The sequence below is a fragment of the Enterococcus sp. AZ015 genome (assembly GCF_050499225.1).
In the GTDB taxonomy this organism is placed as follows: Bacteria; Bacillota; Bacilli; order Lactobacillales; family Enterococcaceae; genus Enterococcus_D; species Enterococcus_D entomosocium.
In genome coordinates this window covers 1,485,825-1,512,651 of record NZ_JBMHEX010000001.1, presented here as the reverse complement: position 1 = coordinate 1,512,651, position 26,827 = coordinate 1,485,825, and the positions used below count along the sequence as shown (strand labels likewise).

27 protein-coding genes are annotated in these 26,827 nt (G+C 41.5%); 3 read left to right on the top strand and 24 right to left on the bottom strand.

Annotation, left to right across the window (positions count from 1 at the left end; genetic code table 11):
* The first annotated feature begins 10 nt into the window (after nucleotides 1-10).
* The gene (locus IGK85_RS07050) at nucleotides 11-1,465 is read left to right on the top strand and encodes a flotillin family protein (protein ID WP_008381386.1); all 1,455 of its coding nucleotides are present in this window, start codon (nucleotides 11-13) and stop codon (nucleotides 1,463-1,465) included.
* Nucleotides 1,466-1,543: 78 nt separating this feature from the next.
* Here the strand turns inward: IGK85_RS07050 and IGK85_RS07045 are convergent, their stop codons facing one another.
* From IGK85_RS07045 to IGK85_RS07035, 3 genes are all read right to left on the bottom strand, one after another.
* The gene (locus IGK85_RS07045) at nucleotides 1,544-2,113 is read right to left on the bottom strand and encodes a sugar O-acetyltransferase (protein ID WP_005236324.1); all 570 of its coding nucleotides are present in this window, start codon (nucleotides 2,111-2,113) and stop codon (nucleotides 1,544-1,546) included.
* A gap of 22 nt (nucleotides 2,114-2,135) precedes the next feature.
* A complete protein-coding gene (locus IGK85_RS07040) occupies nucleotides 2,136-2,645 on the bottom strand; it encodes a cyclophilin-like fold protein (RefSeq protein ID WP_008381393.1) in 510 nt (169 codons plus the stop codon).
* Nucleotides 2,646-2,769: 124 nt separating this feature from the next.
* A complete protein-coding gene (locus IGK85_RS07035) occupies nucleotides 2,770-3,867 on the bottom strand; it encodes an alpha/beta hydrolase (RefSeq protein ID WP_008381394.1) in 1,098 nt (365 codons plus the stop codon).
* Nucleotides 3,868-4,082: 215 nt separating this feature from the next.
* Here IGK85_RS07035 and IGK85_RS07030 point away from each other — a divergent pair, with 215 nt between their 5' ends.
* Nucleotides 4,083-4,967, top strand: a complete 885-nt coding sequence (locus IGK85_RS07030; RefSeq protein ID WP_429961848.1) for a LysR family transcriptional regulator — start codon at nucleotides 4,083-4,085, stop codon at nucleotides 4,965-4,967.
* Between the two features lie 87 nt (nucleotides 4,968-5,054).
* Here the strand turns inward: IGK85_RS07030 and IGK85_RS07025 are convergent, their stop codons facing one another.
* The 20 genes from IGK85_RS07025 to IGK85_RS06930 form a co-directional block, all read right to left on the bottom strand.
* Complete coding sequence (locus IGK85_RS07025) at nucleotides 5,055-5,468, bottom strand: VOC family protein (protein ID WP_008381397.1); 414 nt, start codon at nucleotides 5,466-5,468, stop codon at nucleotides 5,055-5,057.
* A gap of 315 nt (nucleotides 5,469-5,783) precedes the next feature.
* Nucleotides 5,784-6,242, bottom strand: coding sequence for a DUF3788 family protein (locus IGK85_RS07020; RefSeq protein ID WP_008381398.1), 459 nt, complete (start codon nucleotides 6,240-6,242; stop codon nucleotides 5,784-5,786).
* 43 nt (nucleotides 6,243-6,285) lie between these two features.
* Complete coding sequence (locus IGK85_RS07015; RefSeq protein ID WP_008381399.1) at nucleotides 6,286-6,750, bottom strand: hypothetical protein; 465 nt, start codon at nucleotides 6,748-6,750, stop codon at nucleotides 6,286-6,288.
* A 231-nt stretch (nucleotides 6,751-6,981) separates the two neighbouring features.
* Nucleotides 6,982-7,113, bottom strand: coding sequence for a hypothetical protein (locus tag IGK85_RS07010; RefSeq protein ID WP_008381400.1), 132 nt, complete (start codon nucleotides 7,111-7,113; stop codon nucleotides 6,982-6,984).
* A gap of 171 nt (nucleotides 7,114-7,284) precedes the next feature.
* A complete protein-coding gene (locus IGK85_RS07005; protein ID WP_005236340.1) occupies nucleotides 7,285-7,650 on the bottom strand; it encodes a hypothetical protein in 366 nt (121 codons plus the stop codon).
* 268 nt (nucleotides 7,651-7,918) lie between these two features.
* Nucleotides 7,919-8,902, bottom strand: a complete 984-nt coding sequence (locus IGK85_RS07000) for a serine hydrolase domain-containing protein (protein ID WP_008381404.1) — start codon at nucleotides 8,900-8,902, stop codon at nucleotides 7,919-7,921.
* 140 nt (nucleotides 8,903-9,042) lie between these two features.
* Nucleotides 9,043-9,579 (bottom strand): CDP-alcohol phosphatidyltransferase family protein, encoded by a 537-nt coding sequence (locus IGK85_RS06995; protein WP_008381406.1) that lies wholly within the window; start codon nucleotides 9,577-9,579, stop codon nucleotides 9,043-9,045.
* Nucleotides 9,580-9,721: 142 nt separating this feature from the next.
* Nucleotides 9,722-10,405 (bottom strand): M23 family metallopeptidase, encoded by a 684-nt coding sequence (locus IGK85_RS06990; RefSeq protein WP_008381408.1) that lies wholly within the window; start codon nucleotides 10,403-10,405, stop codon nucleotides 9,722-9,724.
* Nucleotides 10,406-10,707: 302 nt separating this feature from the next.
* Complete coding sequence (locus IGK85_RS06985; RefSeq protein ID WP_008381410.1) at nucleotides 10,708-12,681, bottom strand: ABC transporter permease; 1,974 nt, start codon at nucleotides 12,679-12,681, stop codon at nucleotides 10,708-10,710.
* A gap of 3 nt (nucleotides 12,682-12,684) precedes the next feature.
* Nucleotides 12,685-13,443 carry an ABC transporter ATP-binding protein gene (locus tag IGK85_RS06980; RefSeq protein WP_008381412.1) on the bottom strand — a complete coding sequence of 253 codons (759 nt, stop codon included), beginning with the start codon at nucleotides 13,441-13,443 and terminating at the stop codon, nucleotides 12,685-12,687.
* 93 nt (nucleotides 13,444-13,536) lie between these two features.
* On the bottom strand, nucleotides 13,537-14,520 hold the full coding sequence (locus IGK85_RS06975) for a sensor histidine kinase (RefSeq protein ID WP_008381413.1): 984 nt from the start codon (nucleotides 14,518-14,520) through the stop codon (nucleotides 13,537-13,539).
* A complete protein-coding gene (locus tag IGK85_RS06970; protein WP_008381414.1) occupies nucleotides 14,513-15,205 on the bottom strand; it encodes a response regulator transcription factor in 693 nt (230 codons plus the stop codon). The genes IGK85_RS06975 and IGK85_RS06970 overlap by 8 nt, the downstream gene beginning before the upstream one ends.
* A 107-nt stretch (nucleotides 15,206-15,312) precedes the next feature.
* The gene (locus IGK85_RS06965; RefSeq protein WP_008381415.1) at nucleotides 15,313-16,143 is read right to left on the bottom strand and encodes a prenyltransferase; all 831 of its coding nucleotides are present in this window, start codon (nucleotides 16,141-16,143) and stop codon (nucleotides 15,313-15,315) included.
* A 331-nt stretch (nucleotides 16,144-16,474) separates the two neighbouring features.
* A complete protein-coding gene (locus IGK85_RS06960; RefSeq protein WP_008381416.1) occupies nucleotides 16,475-16,903 on the bottom strand; it encodes a VOC family protein in 429 nt (142 codons plus the stop codon).
* 74 nt (nucleotides 16,904-16,977) lie between these two features.
* Nucleotides 16,978-18,639 carry a phosphoenolpyruvate carboxykinase (ATP) gene (locus IGK85_RS06955; protein WP_008381417.1) on the bottom strand — a complete coding sequence of 554 codons (1,662 nt, stop codon included), beginning with the start codon at nucleotides 18,637-18,639 and terminating at the stop codon, nucleotides 16,978-16,980.
* 423 nt (nucleotides 18,640-19,062) lie between these two features.
* Complete coding sequence (rlmD, locus tag IGK85_RS06950; protein ID WP_008381419.1) at nucleotides 19,063-20,430, bottom strand: 23S rRNA (uracil(1939)-C(5))-methyltransferase RlmD; 1,368 nt, start codon at nucleotides 20,428-20,430, stop codon at nucleotides 19,063-19,065.
* A gap of 244 nt (nucleotides 20,431-20,674) precedes the next feature.
* The gene (gene typA / locus IGK85_RS06945; protein WP_005236363.1) at nucleotides 20,675-22,504 is read right to left on the bottom strand and encodes a translational GTPase TypA; all 1,830 of its coding nucleotides are present in this window, start codon (nucleotides 22,502-22,504) and stop codon (nucleotides 20,675-20,677) included.
* Nucleotides 22,505-22,634: 130 nt separating this feature from the next.
* Nucleotides 22,635-23,402 carry an inositol monophosphatase family protein gene (locus IGK85_RS06940; RefSeq protein WP_008381423.1) on the bottom strand — a complete coding sequence of 256 codons (768 nt, stop codon included), beginning with the start codon at nucleotides 23,400-23,402 and terminating at the stop codon, nucleotides 22,635-22,637.
* A gap of 8 nt (nucleotides 23,403-23,410) precedes the next feature.
* Entirely contained in the window at nucleotides 23,411-23,683 is a 273-nt protein-coding gene (locus IGK85_RS06935) for a UPF0223 family protein (protein WP_008381425.1), read from the bottom strand.
* Nucleotides 23,684-23,890: 207 nt separating this feature from the next.
* The gene (locus tag IGK85_RS06930; RefSeq protein ID WP_008381426.1) at nucleotides 23,891-24,796 is read right to left on the bottom strand and encodes a hypothetical protein; all 906 of its coding nucleotides are present in this window, start codon (nucleotides 24,794-24,796) and stop codon (nucleotides 23,891-23,893) included.
* A 188-nt stretch (nucleotides 24,797-24,984) separates the two neighbouring features.
* Between IGK85_RS06930 and IGK85_RS06925 the strand changes: the two genes are divergently transcribed.
* Nucleotides 24,985-25,509 (top strand): type 1 glutamine amidotransferase domain-containing protein, encoded by a 525-nt coding sequence (locus IGK85_RS06925; protein ID WP_008381428.1) that lies wholly within the window; start codon nucleotides 24,985-24,987, stop codon nucleotides 25,507-25,509.
* A gap of 72 nt (nucleotides 25,510-25,581) precedes the next feature.
* Here the strand turns inward: IGK85_RS06925 and IGK85_RS06920 are convergent, their stop codons facing one another.
* Nucleotides 25,582-26,781 (bottom strand): MFS transporter, encoded by a 1,200-nt coding sequence (locus IGK85_RS06920; RefSeq protein ID WP_008381429.1) that lies wholly within the window; start codon nucleotides 26,779-26,781, stop codon nucleotides 25,582-25,584.
* Nucleotides 26,782-26,827 lie beyond the last annotated feature (46 nt).

The following is a 26,827-nucleotide window of genomic DNA, read 5'->3' as shown; positions in this document are numbered from 1 at the left end:
AGGTGTATCTATGGATATTCTATTATCACCAATCGTTTTCCCGATCGCCATCGTGGCATTCATTTTATTAATGCTTTTGATCGTCTTTGTCACGAAATATCAAACAGCCAAGCCCGATGAAGCATTGATCATCAGCGGAAGCTATCTAGGTAGCAAAAATGTACACGCCGATGAAAGCAACAACAAAATCAAAATCGTGCGTGGTGGCGGAGCCTTTGTTTTGCCAGTGTTTCAACGATCGAATCGAATCAGTTTGCTCTCCAGCAAGCTGGATGTCTCAACGCCGGAAGTCTACACTGAACAAGGGGTTCCCGTGATGTGTGACGGAACTTCCATTATTAAGATCGGCTCATCCGTGGAAGAAATTGCAACGGCAGCGGAACAATTTCTAGGAAAAACCCGTGAAGAATTAGAAAATGAAGCGCGGGAAGTGCTAGAAGGCCATTTGCGTTCGATCCTTGGTTCGATGACTGTGGAAGAAATTTATCAAAATCGCGACAAATTCAGCCAAAGTGTGCAAGAAGTGGCCTCTGTCGATCTAGCGAAAATGGGCTTGATCATTGTCTCCTTTACGATCAAAGAAGTACGAGACAAAAATGGCTATTTGGATTCTCTTGGAAAGCCTAGAATCGCCCAAGTCAAACGGGATGCTGAAATTGCGGAAGCTGAAGCACTGAAAGAAACCCGCATCAAAAAAGCCCAATCGGAACAAGAATCGCAAACAGCGGAATCAAAACGCATGACCGAAATCGCTGAAGCATTGAAGGAAAAAGAATTGAAGCTGGCGCTTTATAAGAAAGAACAAGACATCGCCAAAGCCGATGCCGATCAAGCCTATCATCTACAAAGTGCCATCATGAAACAAAAAGTCCGAGAACAAGAGATTGAAGTCGAAGTCGTTGAACGACAAAAACAAATCGAATTGGAAGAAAAAGAAATCTTGCGTCGTGAGAAGCAATTTGATTCAGAGATCAAGAAAAAAGCCGATGCGGATCGTTATGCGCTTGAACAAGAAGCGCTAGCCAAAAAAGCATCTGCCTTAGCTACCACTGAAGCCGAGCAATTTCGAACAGAGTCCTTGGCAAAAGCCGAAGCCGATAAGATTCGTTTGATCGGTTTGGCAGAAGCCGAAACCACTTTGGCGAAAGGAACGGCAGAAGCCGAAACGAAAGAAAAAGTCGCTGAAGCCTTCAAGAAATACGATGAAGCAGCCATTCTGAGCATGATCGTCGAGATCCTGCCACAATTAGTCAAAGAAGCAGCCGCACCATTAGGCAATATCGATAAAATTTCAGTCGTTGATACAGGATCAGGTGAAGGTGGCGGTGCCAATCGTGTCACCAATTACGCCACCAATCTCTTATCGACCACACAAGAAACGTTGAAAGAAACCCTCGGTCTTGATGTGAAATCGTTGATTGAAAACTTCGCCGGTTCCACTACGAGCGAGCCGCCTCAAGAATAAGAAAACTGCTGTTAGTCTTCATCGCTTTACAAGCGACAAGGCGAACAGCAGTTTTTTTCTTACTCATTGCTATTATGCTTACTCAGTAACCTCTTTGACATATTTTGCAGGTACACCAGCCACGATCGTGCGCTCAGCGACATCTTTGGTCACCACCGACCCAGCAGCAATGATCGCATGGTCACCGATGGTCACACCGGCAACGATCGTTGCATTTGAGCCAATCCAGACATTCTTCCCAATCGTAATGGGGGCTGGATAAAGCGTGCTACGATCTTCAGGGTGAAGGCCATGATTCAAGGTAGCTAGAACAACGTTATGCCCAATTAGGGTATCATCACCGATCGTGATCCCTCCTTGGTCTTGAAAATGACAACCCGCATTGATAAAGACATCTTTGCCAATGCTGATATTCTTGCCATAATCTGTATAAAAGGGTGGAAACAGCGAAAAAGTCGGCTCAACTGGTTTTCCTGTTAATTGGGCAAAAAGTTCTTGTAACTCATCAGACTCATGGTAGACTGTATTGATTTTCATCGTGATTTTTCTCGCCTTAGCACTCAGAGCTACCATTTGTTTGGAAGCTTGCGAACCGGCAAGTAAGGGTTCGCCACTTGCCATGAGTTTGTTTAATTGATCGATCGTCATGTGTTTTTCTCCTATTCATTTGTTATTCACGAGGATTTCTTAACGAAAAAATAACCTCTACGTCTTCCGCCCCAAGTACTTCTTTTAACCCCGTCGGATCTTCAATGACACCGATACGATTATAACCACCATAAGAATTGGTAAAGGTCTGATAAAACAGCACCAACGTATGACTATTCCAGCTCATGATTTCTCCTTCGTGAATGATCTCCGGCCGTTCTGTAGTCATTTCTGGCAAATTCTCAGAAAAACGATAATATTTCTCGTTGTTGTTCAAATCACTCATTGTCACCGTAAAGGGCATTTGATTCATTAGGTGCTCAGACACCTCATTTTCATAAAACTTCGCTAGAAAATCCTGTTGACCAACCGTAATGACGACAGCTGTTGCTGCTGAAAACTGCTGGACATTCTCTTGGCTAGCTTCCGATGAAGTTTCGTTAGCGGATTGCATATTGGTTCTCTCTGTTTCGCTTGTCCCACAGGCACTTAATAAGAACAGCAAAATAGCGGATATCAATTTTATAAGCATCTCTTCGCTCCTTTCTGGTGATGATTCTATGTAGAAGCGGGCAACTGAATGCGTATTTTCAAAAAAACACGACTGCTCAGCAGAGGCAGAGTGACCGAACAGTCGTGAAGATCGTTGTGGCTATTTAGTTCAAATGTTCTTGGAAGAATTGGGTCATTTGATCAAAAGGAATTACGTCTGTTTGATCATATAGATCAACGTGCGAAGCATTAGGAATGACCGTCAACTCTTTGTTATCGCCTTGTAATTGTTCAAAGGCGTCTTGACTGAAGTAAAGAGAGTGGGCTTCTTCCCCATGTAGTAATAAAACGGCGCTTTGGATCTCATCGATATACGACAAGAGCGGCATATTTAAGAACGACAGCGATGATGTCACGTTCCAACCGTCATTAGAATTTAACGAACGTTCATGATAGCCGCGTTCCGTTTTGTAGTAATCGAAATAATCTTGCATAAAGACCGGTGCATCCTCCGGTAGTGTATCTGGCACTCCACCTGCTCTTTCGTAGCTACCGTTAGCAAAATCGACTGTCCGCTGGGCGTTCAGCTGTTGGCGCAATTCATGACGTCCTTCAGCCCCCATCTCATCAAAATACCCCTGAGCATTGACTCTCGACATGTCATACATCGTGGCGGAAACCGTCGCTCTCACACGGGTATCAATGGCTGCGGCATTCAATGCCATCCCGCCCCAACCGCAAATTCCGATCAAGCCGATTCTTTCTTCATCTACATTTTCTTGGACTGACAAAAAATCGACTGCTGCCTGAAAGTCTTCTGTATTGATATCTGGTGATGCCACATAGCGTGGTTCCCCACCGCTTTCGCCTGTGTATGAAGGATCAAAAGCGATCGTAACAAAACCTCGTTCAGCCATCGTTTGGGCATATAGACCAGATGTCTGTTCTTTGACTGCCCCAAAGGGTCCGCTAACCGCGATTGCTGGAAGTGGTCCTTGCGCATCAATTGGTTCATAAAGATCAGCAACTAAAGTGATGCCGTACCGATTTTCAAAAGTTACTTTTCGGTGATTCACCGTGTCACTTTCTGGGAAAACTTTGTCCCATTCATCTGTAAATGAAACATTTTCTGTCATCGTTTCTCCTCCTGAACTGGCTTGTGTTGCTTCGTTTGCCGCCTCGTTATTGCTGCTGCAAGCACCTAAAATAAGTGGTGCTAGCATCAATAGTGATACAAGTGCCTTTTTTTGCCAATTTTTCATTTCATTCGCCTTCTTTCATGGTCAATCATCCTGTACCTTAGGGCGACATATACAACTCCTTTTCTCTTTTGATCTTTTGTTTGTTACCAGCAACTCATAGATCAAAAGAGTGATTCTCGGATTAAATCTATTGTACTTCGCGGTCTTTTACATGTAAAATATCAATATCAAATACCTAACTATTCATTATACGAATAACAAGAGGAGCATTTTAAATGGAATTAAAAAATCTGACCACCTTTTTAGCAGTTGCAGAAAAAGAGACAATTTCGGCTGCCGCAAAACATCTGCATCTTTCTCAACCTTCCTTGTCCCGACAATTGATGGAGCTAGAAAAAGAATTAGGCGTGACGTTGTTCACCCGAGGCAATCGCAAAATCACACTAACAGAAGACGGACTGTTGTTTCGTAAACGGGCGGAAGAAATCGTAGAATTATTAGAAAAGACCCGCTCAGAATTTTTGTCGCCTCGAGATACGATCGCCGGCAATGTATCGATCGGAGCTGGAGAAACTTATGTGATTCAGTTGCTAGGAGCAATCATCAAAGAAATCCAAGCTGAATACCCTAACATCAAATTTCACTTTTATAGCGGCAACGCCGATGAGGTCAAAGAACGATTGGATAAAGGATTGTTGGATTTCGGTGTCGTAATCAGTCCAGCAGACGTCAAAAAGTACCATTCCTTACGCTTACCTGCCAAAGATACCTGGGGCGTGTTGATGCGAAAAGACAGTCCTCTAGCTGTCAACGAAGTCATTACCCCAAAAGATCTCTGGGACGTTCCCTTGATTACTTCGCGACAAAGTTTGGTCAGCAGTGAACTTTCTAAATGGTTGAAAAAAGACCTGAAAAAATTGACGGTCGTCGCCACATATAACCTAGTTTACAATGCATCAAAGCTGGTAGAAGAAGGTGTCGGTTACGGATTGACTCTAGATAAATTAGTCAACTTCGCCCCAGATAGCCAATTGTGTTTTAGAAAATTGAGCCCAGCACTGGAATCAAACCTTGACGTCATTTGGAAAAACACTCAAGTTTTTTCAAAAGCTTCTGGACTTTTCTTGGAGCGGATGAAGGAACGCTTTACAGTAGAATGATTTCAAAAAAAAAAAGATTTATCTCAAAACAACTATGAGATAAATCTTTCTTTACGTTTTTTCTGATTCATTTTGGATGTGAACTCTTTAGACACCGCCATCCTCCAAGCTTAGCAAATTTCCTTCTGGATCGCGGAAATAAGCAATATGAAAAGCTTGGTCCCCTTCCCCCAAAACGGTTTTACTTACTTCAAACACTACACCAGCATTGTTCATTCTCGTATAATCTTCTTCAAAATCCGTAGTATGAAATGTTGCCGAAAGCGTATCAGATGAAATCCGATTCTCTGAAATCGGGTAGCCCTCCATTTGATCGATCACGGCATCCACTTGGAACATACCAAAAAAAGGCGCCTCCTCTTTCTTCGATGCAAAGCTTGTATAAGGACCTGACTCATCGCCATAAGTTGGTACCAAGCCGACTTTTTCCGTATAAAATTCATAACACTTCTGATAGTCTCCTTTGACTTGAACGCAAGCTGTGATTCGTTGAATGGTCAATTTGTCTTTTCTCCTTTTCGAATGTGTCTTTCATCTATTTAAAGTAATTAAAGCATATGTTAACCATAATAGCATATTTATCGAATAAAATTTATTGTATTGTGAATTCCCTTCGACAATCTAATCAAAATTAGCGTTGGTTTTCCCAATAGTTACTTATATTAAAAATCAATCAGATGAAATGTAATAAACTTAAAGTCTTCTGATTGACTTTTACTTTTCTAAACCTAAAAATGGGTAAACTATAACAAAGATTCCTTTTTGATAGATGCAATAAAATCAGACTATCCAAGTTAAATAAATCTTACTCTTACTTTATTTATTTTTTTTGAACACGATCAATTCGGTGATATCTTCAAAGAGTGATGGATTAGCGACATCAAAAATCACAGAAAAAAACGTCATTTTCGTGCCATTGGTCGGCGCCTTATGAATCCTTTCTTTTGTGTCATCACTGATTGGTAGAGACAATAACTGTGTTCGGACTTTCTCGCTAAAGTGAAAGGAGACTTTGAAGAAGCCCTCCCACATCGAAAGCCAAAAAATTGGTTTCACTTTATTCGTCCCACGAGTCGTTGTCCATTTGTATTCACCTTTGGACAACCACGCTTTTCCATCTTGGTAATAGCGCCAATCCATAAGAGAGATGCCCTCGTTTTCAAGCGTTTCGACAAAACGTTGATAAATGGCATATCCCTCACCCAGTGATTCCGCAATCAGTTGCTCTGTTGGTTTCACGTTTTTGTCTCGAAACAATTGCTCTTTGCCTTCCATCCTTTCGCTCAACTCCTTGCGCTTTTTTTAGGTTTTTGCTACGTTACAATTTAATTTTGTTGATATCATCAGTGATGACCCAATCGTCCATATTTTTTTCACGATTGTACTGAAATGGCGTTATTTCTTCTAATTCAGCGATTTCATAGACCGCTAGATACTTTTTCCCTGCCCAACGATCGACTTGCTTTTTCGATAGATTCAACTCTTTTTCATAGCGTTCTACAAAATCTATGGATTCTTCTTTCGTCATCTTTTCAGATTCAGTCACATTGGCAATGATGCCCCGATGAGTGATGGTCAAATCGCCGCCGGTCTCCACAAAATAAACAAGATCGTTGATTTTGGCTCTTCCTCCTAAGGGTGATTTTCTGCCAGCTGCCCCCCGAATGATCATTGTTTTGTCGCCATGAATCAGTTTCTCAAGCTCTTTGGCTTCCTTATTTAAATAGACCAAATGTTCTGCCCGCCCAGCTTTTCCTTGATACCATTCTGCTGTTTTTGTCATAAGAAGTTCCTCTTTTCATATGAATTGTTTTTTAGCGTTGTCCATTCCATACTGAATGGTTATTGGAACATTTTTTCAATCGTGTATAGGTGAGAGCTGCAACTGTTTCGATTGATGAATGAATAAAAACATTTGTGCAAAGGCATCTGGGATACCGCATTGGTCAAATGTTTCCGCATCTTCTTTCGTTTCGAACTTGGTGATGTCAGCCCAAATTTCTCAATCTACTAATCATTCAAAAGAAAGGTATCCTCTTTGTTTGAAAATGTATTCACGGTTGAATTGTTCAACGACTGGAACAAATTCTGCTGTTGAAGCACCTTTTATTAATTTGTATAAGTTATGAAATGCAACCTGTCCCATCGTGTGTTCCTCCTTTCCGATTCCCTCAAGAAACAGAGCATTTAAACAACTAATAGTCGTCGATTCAACATTCGAATGACTTTTTAACATCCCGTTGTATTTTTCCCTATAATTTCTAAACAGTTGCAACAAAAAGTCCGTTCATCTGAAGAGCATCCGATACTAAAACGATCACTCAATCACTTCCCCTAGAAGCTTGTCGTGGGGAACGATCAAACATTTCTCGATTGCTTTCCAATAGCTTTCATACAGCCTTTTTTGGGCTTTGCCATAGTTTTCTTCGGTATCAAACTCCCAATAGTGGGCATATTTCACACATTTTATGACTCTTGTCAATGGATCAGGCAGGCGTCCTTCCTTGATGGTGCTCATTTCTTTAATGTAATGGGTTCGTTTCATTAATCGAAAGAACAAAGCCCCCTCCATGGCCTTCATTGCCTCTGTTGCTTCCTGCATGATTGCTTCAAAGGTATCGACTTCACTTGGTTTTACTTGATAAATACTGATTTCTGAAAACACTCCGACCGCTCCTTTCACTTGTGATTTTCTTCTCAATTATAGTATACCAAGTTTACGCCGTTGATAGTTTGGTCATTTTATTCATTTCTCATTTATCTTCCGTTTATTATTGATTTGGCCTCCTATATGCGGGATCAAATTGCTAGATTTTAAATTCATAAAAGACTAGCAGCCAAGCTTTATCCGTAGTCACCTGCTTGCCATAGTCATTAAAAGGATCATAAAGCTTTCACCTACAAAAAAAGCAATCAACTTTTGACAGTAGACTGCTTTTTCTTAACGCTCATTATTGCAAAAAGAACGGTTTTAGCTCTGTCTCGATAAAGTCGATTCGATCAAAGACAGTTGGCTTAAAATAAGCCGTAATAGCAATGACGCAATCTGATTCGGGATCAATATAAAGGACATTTCCGCTATTACCGATGGCGGCATAGGTGCTTTTCTCAGTATCCAAAATCCACCACAAATATCCATAACTCATGTTTTGAAATTTCTCTATGTTTGTCTCTAGCGGATTGACCATTTCAGTGAGCCATTGTGAGGAAATCACTTGTTTCCCTTGATGGATGCCTTGGTTCAAGCATAGCTCACCGATTTTGGCTAAATCTTTTGCTGAAAGGCATAGCCCGTAACCTGCCGCCCCAATATTTAAAGGATCGCAAAACCAAACTGGTTTTTTTGGTGCCTTGCTCATTGTAAAGTGCTTATGTTCTTGTGCCGTTTTCGCATAATAATTGGTTATTTCGGCTACACCAAGAGGGCGAAATAAATAATGGTTCGCATAATCAACGGTCGTCATTCCAGAAGCTTTCGCTAACAAACCAGTGAGGATCTGCAGACAAACGGTTTGATAATTGAATTCATTTGTCACTCCTTTTCTTCCTCCCAATAAATCAAGGGAGGCGCTGGTCCAGTCGTCACTCGAACAAACTTTTGTCCATGGATCACCTTTGCATTTATACGGGGCTCGCATCGTTAATAGGTGTTTGATGGTAATATCGTGAATCGTTTTTTCGCCCCGTTTTACGGAATAGTCTGGAAAATAATCGAGTACTTTGTCATTGACACTCCTGATGAGGCCTTGATCTATCGCTATTCCGACTAGTAGAGAAACGATACTTTTCGTAGCGGACATAAGGTGGCAAGTATCGTCTGGCTTATACTCATGCCATTCATCCGAGTAAACTTCCTTTCCATTTTGGTAGGCAGAAATTTGGCAAATATTGGGCTGGTTTTTACTGATACATGCATGCAGTTCTTGTCTGTTCATTTGTGAAGCCTCCCTTCAAAGATAAGCATAGTACCATTAAAAATTGTTTTCAATGTTATTTTTAAAATTGTTTTTGAAAGGACTTTTAAAAGACTACTTCAGAGGAACAAACAAAAAAGGCCCTCAATGATAGAGGTACCTTACATAAAACTTTCGAATATCGATTTTTGATTTCTATCCAGTTTTTTTGCGAGGATCGTTATCAACAATTCTTCTAATGCCGAAATAGTGGCGATGATTCCCAAAATCAAGACAACAATTCTTTCATGGAATACGATGAGCAGCAATGGAAAAATACATAAAAGAAATCCGACTGTTTTGTTGAGCCATGTATGCAGACTGCTAAAAGACCGAAATTTTACATAGCCAATCAGATAACTGACGAAGCGGATGATAGCGATCACCAAGATCCAAACCATGATCGTTTGGGTTTCCAAAAGCTGTGGTAGAAAAGAAAGAAAAACGGCGAGAAAAAAGCTGACATCTGCGAAACTGTCTAGCAAAGCACCGACATCACTCGTGAGATTCATCCTTCTTGCTAGTAGCCCATCGACAAGGTCACTTAAAAAACAATAGGAATAAAGCAGCCAAAACCAGCCAGACATTGGCTGAAGGAATAGTAAAAGTGGTGCTAGAATCAGTCGAGAAGTAGTAATGATATTGGGTAATTGCTTCATTTGTTCCCCCTGAGATATATTTTCTGAATACCTAAGATTGTTGCAAGTTTTTTAAAGAAGCTCAGAAACGTTAAAATGTTCTTTCTTCTAAGCATTTCGGCGATGCCCCCTATTGAAGTCTCACAGCTAGTCCCTAATGCTCCTATAAAAATCGTATCCGTTCTGTACTATCTGGTATCTGATTCCGAACTTTTATCCATCGTCCTGCTCGGTAAACCTCGTATTCTTCAAAGCGACAAGGCAGCCCTTTTGCATGGGCGATATCGTTACTGTCCATCACTTGAAAATGCAAATGAGGTGAAGTCGAATTGCCGGAATGCCCGACATTGCCAATCACCATCCCTTTGGTGATTTTTTGTCCTACGTAAACTTTGATGGATCCTTTTTGCAAATGGACGAATGCCATATATACGCCCTCAGAAGCTTTTATCACAATGTAGTTGCCAGCTATTTGTTGATACTCATCTTTTTGTTCATTAAAAAACAAGCCATTTTTTAAAGCGATCGAAAAATCGACAACCCAATGAACGACTTTGCGTTCCTGATAGCCCTCTCTTACGACAATCACTTCACCATCACATGGCGCATAGATTTCTTTGCCCCAACAATAACAGTTCTCAAGGGGAACCCCTAAGAAGAAATAGCGCAGAAAGCTTCGGTCGTGAAAAGCTTTTGTTTTCCCCTCAAAATCGACTTGTAAAAAATCAAACGCATAACGTAATCCCATTCGATCGGTGCCATGACTAGGAATCTTCTTGGCTGGTGTAGTCGGCGCAAGCCACTCACCTCTTAAGGGAAATTCAATGGTTATCGGCTGCTCTTTCATAGGGCTTTCTCCTTTTTGGCTCACATGATCTCTTTTATTTGGAAATGACTATCAGCCTCGCGGCAATCTATACCTGTGCTTTACTCCTTTTCACTATAGGTCACCTATGCCTTTTTTTCAACTCTAAAAAAGTGGGCTAATAGGAGTAGCTATAAAAAACACCTCAATCATATAGTGATTCTAAAAAGTTAAATCAAAAATTCTAACTTCTGGAAGTCGCTTTACGGATGAGGTGTTCTCACATTCTATTTTACTGTAGGTCCTGTCAGTGACGACTCGTTCGACTAACTTTTTTTCAACGGCTATTGTTTTCGCTCCACAAGTCGGTAGTAGACTCTTGCAGTGATGAAATACACCAGTAAATAGATCATTGTAAACAGCAGAACAGAGATAATCGATACCGTGATCAATAAGTTGCGATCTGTCAGACCAAAAAGAAGCAACAACTTCCGAATCATCGGCAAAGCAAATGCGAGATGGATGATCGCTGCCGCCAATGGAAATGAGAAAATCATCAAGACTTGCTGCTGGATCACTTGTTTGACTTCCTTATGGCTTAACCCAACTTTTTGCAAGATCTCGAAGCGTTCTTTGTCCTCCATCCCTTCGGAAACTTGTTTATAATAAATGATCAATGCGGCAGCTAAAATAAAGACCACACCAAAAATCAAGCCTAAGAAGAAGAAGCCGCCGGTAAAGGTTTTTGTCTCACCTTCAAAAAGATCTTTTGACTGAACGCTCGCATGAGCATCTGCTGCCAGAAGTTCGCTGCGAATCTCTTTTGCGATCGCTTCGCGATCGCTTGCTTCTGCTGTTTGAAAATTAAAGACTGTTGTTGTCACTGGTTGCTGGTAAAGTTGAAAATCATTATTTTGATACCAAGAGCTTAGCTTTTCGGCAAGCCATTGATCATCCACCACGAGAACAAGATGCTGAACCGGGTTTTCTGTTTTCGTGAATGTTGGCAGTTCTTTCAATTCCCGCAAGCGAAATTGACGATCATCGATCGTCGTCTTTTCTGGTAATGCTTGTTGGGTCCAAGTTGCGGGAAAAACGAATAGTTCATCGTCAGCGGGTCCTGTTTTCCCGGTGATTTCATGGTATTCAGAACTGGTAAGAAAAATAAGATACACGGCTTTATCTAAACTACCGCTATTTTCTTCAAAAGTGGTTGAGGGAACAAAATTTGGTTCCTCAAAGGTAAAAAGCAACGGTCTTGTTGTAGTGACTTGCTGGCGCTCTTTGATCGTTAGCTTCTCTTCAAGTCCATCAATCACTGTGTTGATTTGCTGGGAATCAGCCGCTGACTCAATTTGAACATCGTAAGGAAAACGGGTTTCGATCACATTCTTTTGTCCAAAATAAAGACTGGCGGTCGTAGCAACTGTCACTAACACCATCGTTGATAAAATACAAATACTTGCTAAACCAGCCGCATTTTGCTTCATCCGATATAACATGGTAGAGACATTGATAAAATGGTTCGTTTGATAATAATAGGTCGTTCGTTTTCTTAAAAACTGCAACGCTTTGATACTGCCAGAAATAAACAACAGATAGGTGGCTAAAATCACGAGGATCACTGCGACAAAGAACAGGCCTAAGGCACTGATGGGAGACTTGATCGTCACAGAGATCGTATAACCGGCTACTAAACAAAGGACACCTAATAGTGCTAAAATGCCTTTCGCACGAGGCTCTTTTTCATTACGCTTGCTTCCCTGTAGCAGTTGAAGTGGGTTGGTTTTGCGTACTTGCAACAGGTCAATTAAAAATAGACAACCAAACACGCACATAAAATAGAGGATCACAAATCCGATACTTTCAAATGAAAGTTTAAAAACAAAGAATTCGCCTACGGCTAAGATTTTCTTCAGGATCAAAAATCCTAATCGTGCAAACAATAAGCCACTGATCAGTCCGGCCGCAAGACTAATAAGAAAACTGTAAAAGAGTTCCCAAAAGACCACGAAGGCTATCTCGCGTTTTCCTAGTCCCAAAACATTGTAGAGACCAAATTCTTTTTTTCGCTGCTTGATCAAAAAGTTATTGGTGTAAAAGGAAAAGATCGCCGCAAAGATCATCAGGATGATATTTCCTAAATGAAACATGAAAATGGCGCTTTGACTACTAGGAAGTTCCTTCATCCCCGGATTGTTCACGATGATTTGCGTCATCATCAAAACAGCTACCAAGAAACTCATGGATACTAAAAAGGGTGTGTAGGCTTTGGCATTTTTACGTAAATTGGAGAAGGCGATTTTTTGAAAGAACATTCGTTACTCCTCCTTCGCAAAAACAGCAGTCATTGTTTCGGCGATTGCTTCTAGAAAAGCGGTATCACTCCGTTCTCCTCGATACAACTGGTGAAATACATACCCGTCTTTGATAAACAAGACGCGTTGTGCGCGACTGGCTGCGATCGAACTGTGGGTGACCATCACGATCGTCTGTCCGTTTTGATTGATCTGCTGAAATAATGTCAGTAGTTGATCAGAGGTTTTCGAATCCAGCGCTCCGGTTGGCTCATCTGCTAATAGCAGTTCTGGTTTTGTGATGATCGCTCGTGCGACGGCAACACGTTGCTTTTGTCCGCCAGACAATTCATACGGGTAATGCTGCAATAAATCGGCGATCCCTAAAGTTTGTACAATAGGCTGAAGCTGCAATTCCATTTGTTTGACGGAAACTTTCGATAAAACTAATGGCAATAAAATATTGTCCTTTACCGTAAAAGTGTCCAATAAATTAAAGTCTTGAAAGACAAAGCCTAAGTGATCCCGTCGAAAACTTGCTGCATCTTTTTCTTTGATGGTGGCCAAATCGATGCCATTCAGCTGCATCTCACCCGCTGTCGGTTGGTCTAACGTCGCCATCAAGTTCAGTAGCGTACTCTTCCCCGAACCTGATTCCCCCATGATGGCTACATATTCCCCTTCTTCTACCTTAAAGGTTATATTCTTCAACGCTTCGACGGGTTGCCCATTCAGCTGGCTTTGATAGATTTTTTTTACTTGTTGAATGTTTAAAAGTGTCATCTTGTTCCCTCCTTCCTTTTTAGAATAAGCTGACTGGCAGAAAAAAGCGACTTACAATAAAAACCGCAAACTTACAGTGTTGAAAGTTTGCGGCTATCGGTTATTTGTGGTGGGAAAATGAAGTGTGACGATGGTTCCCTGTCCCACTTCAGAATCAATCGCTAAACGGCAGCCGATTTTTTCAGCCGCTTGTTGACTCATATATAAGCCTAGCCCGCTCGCTCGTTGCTGAAAGCGACCATTTTGTCCCGTATATCCTTTCTCAAAAACCCGCGGCAAGTCTTCCTTACGAATACCAATGCCGCTATCTTGGATCACCAAGGCATTGTCTTTAGTGAAAACGTTGATGCCACCGGTTTCGGTATACTTCAAGCTGTTGAAAAGAACCTGTTCAAAAATAAAAACGAGCCACTTTCGATCGGATGTCACCGTCAAATCCACCGCCATGTCCAGTTGCAGATTCTTTTTCGAGAAAAACAAGGCATACTTTTTGATCGTTTGACGAACAAGGGGCGCTAAAGCAATCGACTCAAAGACAAAATCTTCATTGGCTAAATTTTGTCGTAAATAATTCAACATCATTTGCAAGTAATCATTCACCTTAAATAATTCCGCTTTGACCTCCGTCGGTGACAACGAATCGCTTTGCACCAAAAGATCTAGCGCCGCTAGAGGTGTTTTGATTTGATGAAGCCACAAACCGAAATCTTCATAAATTTCTTCATTTTTCATGGTTGCTTTGTAATCGGACAGCGTTTTTTCTTTTGCCAGCTGCCTTAGAAGGGCTTGGTATTCGTCTTCTAAACGATTTCGAGTGGCAGGCAAGAACGCCAACGCCGCTTCCGTCATACATTCTTTTCTTAATAAATGCTGTAGCTGCTTTCTTTTTTGTGCGTAACGAAAATAATGAAAAAGGGAAAGACCTCCTAAAATCACCCCTGAAAAAACCGCATAGTCAATGAAGGGTTCTAATGGAAGGCTGTGAAGAAAGAATAACCCTAGTAGACCCGCACTAAATAGCAGGTAAACGAGATAAAACTTTCCATACAACACGAAATATTCTTTCACATTAGTCATAGGCGTGTTCCTTTTCTATCAAATAGCCTTTATTCTTTACCGTTTGGATCAAATCGGATAGTTCGATCTGGCTCAATTTTTTTCGCAAACGAGTCATATTGACTGCTAATGTATTGTTATCGATGAACTCTTCACTATTCCAGAGCATTTCAATGATGGTCTCTTTGGCTACGATCTTCCCTCGATGCTGCAAAAGCAAGGAAAGAATCCGAGCTTCATTTGGAGAAAGCGGCAACTGTTCCCCCTGATTTTTTAATATATTTTCTGTTGGATAAAAGGTTACTTGCCCTATGTCAAAGGTCAGCGCTTGTTGGTGGCTATACTGATAGCTGCGCCGCAGCAACGCTTGGATTTTTGCCAAAACGAAGGCTAAATCAAAGGGTTTTGTTAAATAATCATCCGCCCCCATGTTCATCGCCATGATTTGATTCATCTGCTGATCCATCGACGAAAGAAAAATGATCGGTACTTCTGACGCCTTGCGAATTTCTTGGCACCAATGATACCCATTGTAATAAGGCAAGGAGATATCTAAAAGAACGAGATCAGGTTTGATGTCGTGAAACTCTTGCAAGAGTTCAGCAAAATTCTTGGCCGAATGGCATTCGTATCCCCACTGCTGCAAATAATCGGCTAAAACAGAGACGATCGTCGCATCATCTTCAACCAGATAGATTTTTTGCATGTCTTTCTCCCCTCTGTTGATTATTCGGTCGGTTCTTTAGAGACAGTGTACCAGAAAAGAAAAAGAATCGTCTAGATGGAGGAACATTCCAAAGGACTGTTTTTTCCTTAATCTTCTGCTAAGTGAGCAAGGATTTCTTGGTACCGTCGGGTGGCGAAGGAACTAATTTGTCCTTTTTTACAAAAATTCAGTTTCCCCAGTTTTGGTACAACCCGTTCTACAATAACATTGCCATTTTTAACTTTCGATTCAAACTGCTGCAAAGCCTCCAGAAACCGTGCGTCTTTTCTGGCAGAAGGATAAAAAGACAAGACATACAGATAATAAAAAAGATTGTACCCTCTAAAGGGGTATTCTGTCTGCATAAACAATGTGCCCATTCCGTAATGACAGGGACTGATTGGCTGACGAATCTCCCAATGAGCAAGCAAGCATTCGATTGCTTGATTAAGTGTTTCCATCTGTTCACGATCATGAGTATATCGAAAGGCATCAAGGACCGTTAACGTCGTCATCGGGGTTGAATAGCGGGTCTCCGGGCCGCGACCAAAACTGTATTTATTGCACTTCCAGCCGCCATCTGTTTCCTGAGTAGCAAGAAAATAGTGAAAGGTCTGTTGTAGCCGCGGGTCCCTTGCGTAACCAAGAGCACACAGCGTTCGCAAAGCCAGCGCTGTATGACAGGGATAAATCCCCCCTGATGGCGAAATTTTAAATCTGCCATCTTCTCTCCATCCTTGAAAGATCAATGCAGCGGTCTCTTTTAATAAGTTCTCCTCAGGCGACATACCAAGTTCAAGCAAATAATGAGGACACTCTAAGGTTGTAAAGGGTGCTCCTTTCAGTAATTTATGGTCTGGCGTCGACCATAAATCGGCGCCAAGATCATATTGACGGGAAATGATCGCTTCGATATCTTGCTGAACCGTCTGATCCATATTGTTCCTCCTCCATTTCTTAAGTGCCCTGCAATCAACGCAACAATCCTTATTGACCCACAATGCAACAGCTTCTAGAAAGATAAAATCGACGTTTTTCAACACATGAGTTAGATTTTTGTATTCGAATTGTCCAAATAAATTTTAGGAACCAACGAGTTTTTCAGGATGGACGTACTTAAAACAAGAGTGTTCAGATTTTCCTGATGACAGGTTCTAAAAAAGTTTCTCTCTAAACTCGCCTGATTATGCTAGCCCCTTAATGAAAGATCACCTTAATAAGAACGCGCTCACGCAATAATTTAATGCCACACTCTTCTAGTTAAAGGAATCAGGCATAATGAAATAGTTCAAAACGAATGCCTTCTGGGCTTTCAAAGAATAAGGCATAGTAGTTAGGAGCGATGCGCTCTTTGTACTCCATTGGTCGATCGTGAAGGATCTTTACCCCTAAGGCTTTTATTTTGGGAAAGATCGCATCTACTACTTCGCGGCTTTCCGCCTTAAACGCCATGTGCTGAACCGAGCCAGGTTTTCTTGAATCGATTTTCTCCTTCTTCCATTCTTTTCGTGGGGAACAAATACCGAAATCAAATGAATCCCCTATATATTCTACTACTTCCATATCGGCATGTTCTAAATACCCAGAATATTTCTTCTGAAGGTCGAAACCTAATAGTGCAAATAATTGATCATAAAAACCTTCTGCTTTTTTTACATCATTGACTGTGATTTGGATATGGTGAAACTGAATGTTCATAATCGCTCCTTTCTGGCTAACAAAATAAGTGTTTCAGGAAGAAAAGCCGCTTGCGGAAGTTTGATTCAATGGGATTAGCCAGGAAGCTCATTTAATGTAGAAATCACATTTCCCATTGCCTTTGCTACCTCTTTAGGCAACTTATTATAGCCATCATTTTCTGTTTCTTGAGCCAAAATAAAGTCCAGCCGTCCTTGTATCCGCTCTCTTAAATGAGCAACATAGGAGGCATCTTGAAAATCGACTTCGAACCCTGTTACTGGCAGGTAACTCATTTCTGTGATTTCACCAAACCTCTTAAAATTGGCCTCGCCTTTCACAATTTTTTCAATCGATGTCAGCGTGACTTCAGGTGTGACCTTCTTGTCTTTGTAAAAGCCTGTATTTAGAATATAACAAGCCGTTTGGTTTTCTTTGAATAAGTTCATGAAATGGGCAAAATCTTCTTTTAAAGGATAGACTCTAAATGGATTGGCATAAGGCTCGATGACCAGTTTATCTATATCCGTGGTCTCGACAACATGTTCAGCTGTCGTGCGCTTCGTAGCTAAGGTCAAACCAAAAACAGCGGCTAAAATCGGATCGTCAATTTTTACTACAGGAGGTAGCGTGTCATCTTTCATGATCCAAAATACTGCATCGATCGGCGAATCTAAATGATCCACCCGGTTAGGTGTGACATACCGTGATTTGACGGTTCGACCATTCCCGTTACGAATATCTTGGGTGACGATGACCTTTTTTCCTTCCTCGTCTAAAGTAACCCCAACATTTTGACAGGTGATAAAGTAGCGGACATTTGGGTTGGTTAATGGATAGTCTTGCGTTTTATCAAAATAAGAAGGCTCCAGAGCAGTGGACGCACCATTTGTTTGATTAATCACAAATGCATCGTCATGAAGAACCTTGATATCATATTTGCCATCATGTTCCGCCAATGTGATGGTCGATTTTCCTGATCCTGAAAGACCAAAAGCAGCCATCGTAAATGTTCGATTCGGTAACTGATATTGCTTCATTCCCCCATGACACGCCACAAAGCCATTGCGATGCGCGGTAGCCCAAGCCAAAGTTAATGTCGCTTTTTTCAATTCACCAAAATAGTTTAAGCCTAAGACTGCCGCAACATTGTGTTCAGGATCAAAGAGAGACAGCCCATAAGGAAAATCAGGATGAGACCAATCTGGATCAGCGTACAAAAAAATGTCCGTTTCTGGATATTCTTTGGAACGTTGATACCTTTCCTGCCATGATTTTGTCAGCATTTGAAAATTCAACAAATAAGAGTAAAAATTGGTTTCATAGTACTCTGGTAGCAACAGGTGTGCTTTGACCATAAACGCTTCGTCTAACCCTACAACAACTTCACCGCCATAGAATTTTTTACGTGTCCCTTGAAATAAAGCATCTCTTAAAATCCCTTCATACAATTTTCGATCAATCCCGGGATGTCCGATGATGCGTCGAGCTGCCGCTGTCCGTCCAACAACTTTTCCGTCATTAAACACGATGACTTTAGCATCCTCCGGTAGTCCTAACTCCTTGGTGTGTGTGACCGGCATATCCGTAAGAATAGCGCCAGAAGATTCTTTTGCTAAGCGATAGGCCGTGGCTTGATCATGAATCCAAGTGACATTGTTCCCATAAAAAGCTGACTCTATCAACACTTTAAAACTCGACAAATGCGTATTCTGCGGTGTAATCTCTTTGTGTGAAAATGCACGAATCGTTGCCATGTGTAATCCCTCCTAACAAAAATTTTCTATTCACTACGTTTATTATAATACTTTCTAATCACCACACGCCATATTTTTATACACATTAACTATAAATTGCCGATAAACCATTTTGTTAAAGGATTGGGATGTCTGCATATTTGAAGCTTCACTGCTTTTTGCATTGATTTTTTCCCCGCTCATCAATAGTGAGAAAGAACAAAAAAACTGGCACAGAAAGAGTATCTTTCAGTTCCAGTTTCTGGTTTTATATTTCATCCATTCTAAACGTCACAATCGACGTAATTAGATAGACAGATGGGTTTTAGTTGCTTATTTCTCAATTGACTTGCTTTCTCTAATAACTTTGCTATCGTAAGATTTTATGACAATTACCATAAAAAGAATTCAAGATCAAAATTGCTAAAAAAAACTTGTTGTTTCTTAACGACGTTCTAACAACACGACACACTCCACATGGGTCGTTTGTGGGAACAAATCAACAGGTTGGACTTCTTTTGTCACATACCCTTCTTCCGCAAATAACGCGAGGTCACGAGCCAAGGTTGCTGGATTGCAGGAAATGTAGACGATGCGCTCTGGTTTAACCGCAGCAGTCGTTTCGATAAAGCTAGCATCTAAACCTTTGCGAGGTGGATCAACGAAGACGACTGTCGGTTGAATGCCTTCGCGTAGCCATTGCGGCATGATTTTTTCGGCTTTACCGATAAAATAATGCACATTTTCGACACCATTTCTTTTGGCATTGGCTTTGGCATCGTTCACTGCTTCAGGAATGACTTCCATCCCTAACACTTCTTTCACGCGATCAGCCAAACTAATCCCGATCGTTCCGATTCCTGCATAAGCATCCACAACGACATCATTTTCAGACAGTTGCGCCATCTCGAAGGCGGTTTGATACAAGACTTCTGTTTGCGCTGTGTTGACTTGGTAGAAAGATTTCGCTGAGATTTGGAAGGTTTTACCTAATAATTGATCATCGATCGATGACTTGCCATACAACACACGCTCGAATTCCCCCATGATCACATTGGTTTTTTCTTCATTGATGTTTTGAATGACAGAAACAACTTCTGGAATCTCTTCGTGGATCACTTCCGCGATTTCTTCTCCTTTGAAGAATTTCGGTTTACGTGTCACTAATACGACCATCATTTCACCTGAGTGATGCCCACGACGAACGACAATGTGGCGTAAGAACCCTTCATGGGCTTCTTCATTGTAGGCTTTGACATTGAACCGCTGCAAAATATCTCTGACTTTGATGATTGCTTGATCGATGTTTGGATCTTGAATATAAAAGTCTTCGATCGGTACCAGAGTATGGCTGTTTTTGCGGTAAAATCCAGTCGTTAATTCCCCATGGATTTTTTGCACAGGGATTTGCGCTTTGTTGCGGTAACCAAATGGTTTTTCCATTCCGATTGGCGCATTGACTGTGATTTCAGGCAATTTGGCGATTTTAGCCAAAACATTCTCTACTTGCTGCTGTTTGAAGGCTAATTGTTTGTCATAGCTCAAATGACTCAATGGAGCGATACCGGTGCGCAACAATGCTTCATTCGGCAATTCTTGCCGATCAGGACTTGCTTGCAACAATTTCATCACTTTGGCAAAACCAAATTTGTTGCCGACTTTCAACACTTTGACTAAGGCACGTTCATTTGGCAGGGTGTTTTCAATAAATAATAAGTACCCATCGACTTTGGCGATCCCATTTCCTTCATGGGAAAGATCCAAAATATCAACTTCAAGTTCCTGATTCTTTTTAACAGGATAATTTTTCATAGATTTCTCCTTTGTGCTTGCTTTCTTCATTTTAAAAAGGAATGGCCGAAATTGCAAGCGGTGCTTATTCTAACGGTTCAACTTGACTTCGAGCAAAAAAGAACCGAAGGAGGGAAATCGGCTGATTGCTTTTTCTGGGTCCTGCGGCGAAGAGCCGCTGCAACACAGGAGCAATCCCTTTTCCATCCTTCGGAAAATCGAACAGATCAGAAGTGTTTAAAACTTTTGATCACTGTTTTAGTTATCAGTTATTTTTCTTTTTCTGTGATTTTTCCCGTTCGCTCTTGTTCAAGATTTGTTTTCTTAAACGAATGCTTTCTGGTGTTACTTCACAGTATTCATCATCATTCAAGAATTCCAGTGATTCTTCCAAAGAAAGAATACGAGGTTTCTTGATAACTGAGGTTTGGTCTTTGTTTGCAGAACGGACGTTGGTCATTTGTTTTGCTTTCGTGATATTGACCGTTAAGTCTTTGTCACGAGAGTTTTCACCAATGATCATTCCTTCGTACACTTCGGTACCTGGTTCAACGAAGACCGTTCCACGTTCTTCAATACTCATGATCGAGTAAGTCGTTGCTTTTCCTGTATCGATCGATACAAGTGCGCCTTGATGACGGCCACCAATTTGTCCTTGGATCATTGGCAAATATTGATCGAAGGTGTGGTGCATGATGCCGTAGCCGCGAGTCATTGATAGGAATTCTGTCGTGTAACCGATCAAGCCACGAGCTGGTGCCAAGAAAATGATCCGTACTTGTCCATTCCCTGTATTGATCATATCTTGCATTTCTGCTTTACGCATTCCCAATGATTCGATTACTGATCCCATGTATTCTTCTGGGGTATCGATTTGCACCCGTTCAAATGGTTCGCATTTCACGCCATCGATTTCGCGTTCGATAACTTCTGGACGAGAAACTTGCAATTCAAAGCCTTCACGACGCATATTTTCGATCAAAATTGACAAATGAAGTTCGCCACGTCCAGAAACGATCCATGAGTCAGGTCCGATTGGATCCACACGCAATGAAACGTCTGTTTGCAATTGCGCCATTAAGCGTTCTTCAATTTTACGAGCGGTTACGAATTTTCCTTCGCGACCCGCAAATGGTGAATTGTTCACGATAAAGGTCATTTGCAAAGTTGGTTCATCAATGTGTAAAACAGGTAATGAATCTTGATGATCGATTGGTGTAACAGTTTCACCAACGAAGATATCTTCCATCCCAGAAACGGCAATCAAATCACCGGCTTTGGCTTCTTGGATTTCCAAACGTTTCAAACCGAAGAAACCGAAAAGTTTCGTCACACGGAATTTTTTAACTTCTCCGTTTAATTTCATCAATGCAACTTGGTCGCCGACTTTGATTGATCCGCGGAAGACACGGCCAATACCGATACGTCCAACGTAGTCATTGTAATCAAGCAATGATACTTGGAATTGCAATGGTTCGTCGCTGTTGTCGATTGGCGCTGGAATATGTTCGATGATCGTATCAAACAATGGTGCCATCGTTTTTTGTTGATCAGCAGGATCATCTGATTCACTTGAAGTTCCGTTAATCGCAGAAGCGTAGATCACTGGGAAGTCCAATTGGTCATCGTCGGCACCTAATTCGATAAATAGTTCTAAGACTTCATCGACAACATGCTCAGGACGAGCAGATGGTTTGTCGATTTTGTTGACAACTACGATTGGCACTAAGTGTTGTTCCAACGCTTTTTTCAATACGAAACGTGTTTGAGGCATCGTTCCTTCATAAGCATCAACAACCAAAACAACACCATCGACCATTTTCATGATCCGCTCTACTTCACCACCAAAGTCCGCGTGTCCTGGGGTATCCATGATATTGATTTTTGTACCGTTGTATTCAACCGCTGTATTTTTCGCTAAGATCGTGATGCCACGTTCTTTTTCGATCGCATTTGAATCCATCGCCCGTTCTTGTAATTGGGTATGGCTATCTAACGTTTGGGATTGTTTCAATAATTCATCAACTAATGTAGTTTTTCCGTGGTCAACGTGGGCAATAATAGCGACGTTGCGGATATCATTTCTAATATTCAATTTATAAACTCCTTTTTTGGTGACATTGCACTCGACAAGCCATTATACCAGAATTTCTTTCTGAAATATAGTGCAAAGTTTTCATTTTTACAGAAAAAACCAGATATTAATAAAATATCTGGTTTTTTTCTTATTGATTAACGATCGCCAATAATTCTTCAAAAGCTTTCGGTGTACCGCCTACGAACAATTCCCGTCCATTCAAGGATAGCGGCTCTCCTTTGATGTTTGCCATCTTTAATCCAAGGGTTTCTAACAAAACGCCCCCTGGCGCATAATCCCATGGCGCAAGATGAGAAAGATAGCCTGCTCTTTGTCCTTTAGCGAGGGCGATCAGCTCTACCCCAGCACAGCCAGTCATACGAATGCCTAATGCTTTGTCACTGACCTCGGTTTCGTGGTGGCGGTTATGGATCAACATGGGCGAATTCAAGCCAACGAGACCTTCGGATAAGGCAATATCTTTCGGCGGTTCGATCTTCTCGCCATTGTTATAGACACCAATCTCTGGACCACCCCATAAGAATTCATCTTTCATAACATTATAGACAAAGCCAAAGCGCCCTTTGCCCTCTTCGTAAATCGCGATCATGATACAAAAGTTTTCTTTTTCTAACACGAAATTCATCGTTCCATCGATCGGATCAATGATGAAGACCCGCCCACTCATGTCGGCAAGTGTGTCCAGTCCGTTTTCTTCACCTAAAATTTTGGCATCCGGATCATAGGATTGGATCTTACCAATCAGAAAATCTTGCGTGGCTTTATCCAATTCTGTCACTAAGTCTTTCCGTCCTGATTTTGTCTCGACCACTAAGTCTTCTTTATTTAAATTGTCTTTGATCCTTTCACCTGCAGCGATCATCCACTGGCGAACTTCATTAACGATTTCATGCATTCGTTGATCTACCCTTTCATTTTTAGTTTTCCCTCAGTCTTTTTCGCTGCCTGCACAGCATGGTACAGCGAATAGCCTGATAGTTCTTCAAATTCTCTGCCTAAACGGCGTTCCTCGCCAATGCTAGGAACGACTTTCTTAAAGGCTTGATACGCCTCAAGAAACGTACTACTAGGAAGGCCTTTTTCATAGGCTTGTTCTAATCGTTCCCACATCTTCATGACGACGACCATTTCATCTGTCGACCAATCTAAGTCAAGAGGATATTGATAATCCCGCATATTACCACTCCTATTCATCTTATTCAGTGTACCACAAAATTGAAAATAGGTCAGAGCCTCCGCTGCAAAAAAGGTACATCCTAGCAATGAATGTACCTCTTGTATACAAACTATTGAGATTTTTAAAAGCTGAAATCCGTGAATCTCAAATAAGAAGGAAATTCCTTTTTTCTTCCAACGAGATTGCTTAGTAAAAGATGACCGATTTCAAAAAGGTTCGTCTAGAAAAGCCCGCAAAAACAAAAAATTTTTAATGATAGTAATTGATTTCCACCACTGTTTACTTATGAAAAACTCTGGATAATCCGTTCCCCATTGCCATGGAATGACAAATGATCCATCTTCTTGTTGGTATTTTAAAATTTCTTGGGCTTCTTTTTTACATAATTCTTCACTAAAGATCCCAAGCAGCTGCTCTCTTGTAAAGAAAAAATTTGAAGGTTTACTGACATAAGACGTGAACCACTCTTCTGGCTCGTTTGAGACAGTATGGCGAATTTGCTGGAATAAGATCTCGCGAAAGCGGTCATTTGCTAAAACAGGCTGATACTGGATTTCTTCACAGTCTTGTAATAATTCTAGATAGACGACTAATGTGTGCATTTCACTGGTTGGCTCCTTAAGAAAACTTGCAACTGCTGTTTCGGCGATTTCTTGTGCTTTTTGATAGAGGGTCGTTTCCCCTGTTCTTAAGATCGTACCAGCTAGACTGACCGTTGGGTTGTCTGCTGGCACGCCCACAGGACTCTCCCACCAAATCGCATGCGGATAGGATACCGTTGACGGCACTTGGTTGAGCCATTTCCCTTCAGAAAATTCTTTTCCACTAGCTAAATACCTTAGAATCCCTTGGACTTGTGGATTTGACGAATGAAGGCATTCAAGCTCTCGTAAAATTCGACATGCCTCCCACACTGCAATCGGTGTACTATTGGGATTCCAATAATCAGGTTCCAAACCATGCCCATAACCACCATCTTCATTTTGGTAGTCTTGTAACGCCTGTAATACAGCCTCGCGAGATCCATTTTCAAAATGGTACTGCCAACGAGCAAGGTCTAAAGGGCGCGCGTTTTTGTAAATAAATTTTCGTGCTTTTTCGAATGCTTCCATATCTTCGCCTCCTTTGGCTTTCTTTTATTATCGCTTACTCCCCTAATGATTACAACGCTTACATCAATATCATTTCTCTGAACGACCATTCTCAGAATAGCTTCTTGGCATTTTTCAGGAAGCATACTTTTGGTGTTTCCCTTGGCATGATGTTACAGTAAGAATAACAAGAAAAAGGAGGAATTCTCTTGCGTTTAGAAAACAAAAAAATCATTGCCTTAGTCGACAATGATTTCGAAGATTTAGAACTTTGGTATCCGGTCCATCGGTTACGGGAAGAAGGCGCACAAGTCGATTTAGTCGGTGAAGAAGCGCATAAAACGTATATTGGCAAATATGGTGTACCCGCAGAATCAGCCTATGCTTTTTCTGATATTCACGCCGATGACTACGATGCGATCTTAGTTCCGGGTGGTTGGGCACCTGATAAATTACGGCGTTTCCCAGAGGTCATCTCTTTCGTGCGAACGATGGACAAAGACCAAAAAATCATTGGACAAATCTGTCATGCAGGCTGGGTCTTGATTTCTGCGAATATCCTGCAAGGCAAGACGGTTACCAGTACACCAGGCATCAAAGATGATATGACAAATGCTGGAGCCACATGGGTCGATACACCTGTGGTTACGGATGGACATATCGTTTCCAGCCGCCGTCCCCCAGATCTACCAGACTTTATGCGGGAATTTATTGCTGTTTTAGAAAAGAAATAGTACCCATTGATCAGATTCAAAAGAGTTGCGACCGAAGGAAATACGGCCGCAACTCTTTTTTCTACCTATCGATCATTCGCTTATGATCGCTAATTTTTTGTTGCTTTTAGGGATTTTTTTCACACCGATAAAGGTCAATGTAGCACCCAAAACGGCAAACCCAGTCCCAATCAAAAGCATTTCCCAGACACCAAAGCTTTGGATCAGCATCCCCCCTAAAAGGTTGCCGATCACGCCACCGATCGTGGTAGCGATAATGATAATCGTTTGTCCAAAAACCCGGTCTTCATCTGCCAAACTATGGTTGAACAAATAAGCAGAAGCAGGAATAAACAAGGCAAAACTAACCCCTTGCATCAAATGGCTCATTTCCATCAGGATGATGGAGCTGATCAACAGCATCAGCACCCCACGAATGGCAAAGGCAACACTGGACAGCAACAGCCAAAAACGGCTAGACCGTATCCTCACTAACTGTTCAAAGAAAATCATGCCCGGCAATTCGCATAACGCCGCAATCATCAGGGCGATGCCAACTTCCTTACTGCCACCGCCAATATCGGCAAAAATTTGTGCCAAAAAACTGTTGATCATCGTGTGGAAGCTGAAAAGAAAGCTAAACCCGACAAAGAGAAAGAGTAGAAAAGGATATTTCTTCAAAAAGGCACCTGAATGACTTTGTTCTGTAAGCATCACGGGCATTTCTGGCTTCTTGATCGCTGGCAGCAAAAGCAAAATAATGAGAAACAAAACGGCCTGCCCGATAGCGATCATTGGCAAAAGGGCTGCCGAAAACTCCTCCAAGAGCTGCCCCAGTAAAAAGGAGGTCCCCGCAAATCCTAGTGACCCACCCGCACGAGAAAAGCCAAAATTGATTTTGTTGCCGCTATTCGTGTATTCAAACGCCAAGGCGTTGAGAAAGGACTGCATGGAAACGAGCAAAATCCCTCCTAAAACATAGGTCAGTATTGATAATCCAGGGAAAATCACACCTGCTAAGAGCACCGCGACCACGCCGATTGTCATCGTTTTCAAGACAACGATCAGCGGTACTTTACTTTTTTTGATAATGATTTGACTGATGAAGGGCTGCAAAATCGTAGACGCAATATTGACTAAGGCTAAAATACCGCCAATTTTTGCTGGATCGACCTTGAAATAAATCAAAAAAAGGGTCGCAAAGCCATAGATTGAGCAAAACATCATCCAATAAAGAAATTGCAAACTTGTGTAGTAAAACCGAATCCGCTTGTCACTTGCATGATTACGCATACATCCCCCACCTTATCCATATTCCTTAGCAACTAAATATAGCATA

Excerpts from the sequence above, each read along its gene's own strand:
- IGK85_RS07020 (WP_008381398.1), bottom strand. The coding sequence starts at position 6,242 with ATGGAAGGCAAAGAGCAATTGTTTCGAGACAAAAACGTGAAACCAACA.
- IGK85_RS06940 (WP_008381423.1), bottom strand. The coding sequence starts at position 23,402 with ATGCATGAAATCGTTAATGAAGTTCGCCAGTGGATGATCGCTGCAGGT.
- IGK85_RS06985 (WP_008381410.1), bottom strand. The coding sequence starts at position 12,681 with ATGTTCTTTCAAAAAATCGCCTTCTCCAATTTACGTAAAAATGCCAAA.
- IGK85_RS07050 (WP_008381386.1), top strand. The coding sequence starts at position 11 with ATGGATATTCTATTATCACCAATCGTTTTCCCGATCGCCATCGTGGCA.
- rlmD (WP_008381419.1), bottom strand. The coding sequence starts at position 20,430 with ATGAAAAATTATCCTGTTAAAAAGAATCAGGAACTTGAAGTTGATATT.
- IGK85_RS06990 (WP_008381408.1), bottom strand. The coding sequence starts at position 10,405 with ATGAAAGAGCAGCCGATAACCATTGAATTTCCCTTAAGAGGTGAGTGG.
- IGK85_RS06975 (WP_008381413.1), bottom strand. The coding sequence starts at position 14,520 with ATGACTAATGTGAAAGAATATTTCGTGTTGTATGGAAAGTTTTATCTC.
- IGK85_RS07000 (WP_008381404.1), bottom strand. The coding sequence starts at position 8,902 with ATGAACAGACAAGAACTGCATGCATGTATCAGTAAAAACCAGCCCAAT.
- IGK85_RS06970 (WP_008381414.1), bottom strand. The coding sequence starts at position 15,205 with ATGCAAAAAATCTATCTGGTTGAAGATGATGCGACGATCGTCTCTGTT.
- IGK85_RS06995 (WP_008381406.1), bottom strand. The coding sequence starts at position 9,579 with ATGAAGCAATTACCCAATATCATTACTACTTCTCGACTGATTCTAGCA.
- IGK85_RS07045 (WP_005236324.1), bottom strand. The coding sequence starts at position 2,113 with ATGACGATCGATCAATTAAACAAACTCATGGCAAGTGGCGAACCCTTA.
- IGK85_RS07030 (WP_429961848.1), top strand. The coding sequence starts at position 4,083 with ATGGAATTAAAAAATCTGACCACCTTTTTAGCAGTTGCAGAAAAAGAG.
- IGK85_RS07035 (WP_008381394.1), bottom strand. The coding sequence starts at position 3,867 with ATGAAAAATTGGCAAAAAAAGGCACTTGTATCACTATTGATGCTAGCA.
- IGK85_RS07010 (WP_008381400.1), bottom strand. The coding sequence starts at position 7,113 with ATGGGACAGGTTGCATTTCATAACTTATACAAATTAATAAAAGGTGCT.
- IGK85_RS06980 (WP_008381412.1), bottom strand. The coding sequence starts at position 13,443 with ATGACACTTTTAAACATTCAACAAGTAAAAAAAATCTATCAAAGCCAG.
- IGK85_RS06955 (WP_008381417.1), bottom strand. The coding sequence starts at position 18,639 with ATGGCAACGATTCGTGCATTTTCACACAAAGAGATTACACCGCAGAAT.
- IGK85_RS06935 (WP_008381425.1), bottom strand. The coding sequence starts at position 23,683 with ATGCGGGATTATCAATATCCTCTTGACTTAGATTGGTCGACAGATGAA.
- IGK85_RS06920 (WP_008381429.1), bottom strand. The coding sequence starts at position 26,781 with ATGCGTAATCATGCAAGTGACAAGCGGATTCGGTTTTACTACACAAGT.
- IGK85_RS07040 (WP_008381393.1), bottom strand. The coding sequence starts at position 2,645 with ATGCTTATAAAATTGATATCCGCTATTTTGCTGTTCTTATTAAGTGCC.
- IGK85_RS06930 (WP_008381426.1), bottom strand. The coding sequence starts at position 24,796 with ATGGAAGCATTCGAAAAAGCACGAAAATTTATTTACAAAAACGCGCGC.
- IGK85_RS06960 (WP_008381416.1), bottom strand. The coding sequence starts at position 16,903 with ATGAACATTCAGTTTCACCATATCCAAATCACAGTCAATGATGTAAAA.
- IGK85_RS06965 (WP_008381415.1), bottom strand. The coding sequence starts at position 16,143 with ATGGATCAGACGGTTCAGCAAGATATCGAAGCGATCATTTCCCGTCAA.
- IGK85_RS07015 (WP_008381399.1), bottom strand. The coding sequence starts at position 6,750 with ATGACAAAAACAGCAGAATGGTATCAAGGAAAAGCTGGGCGGGCAGAA.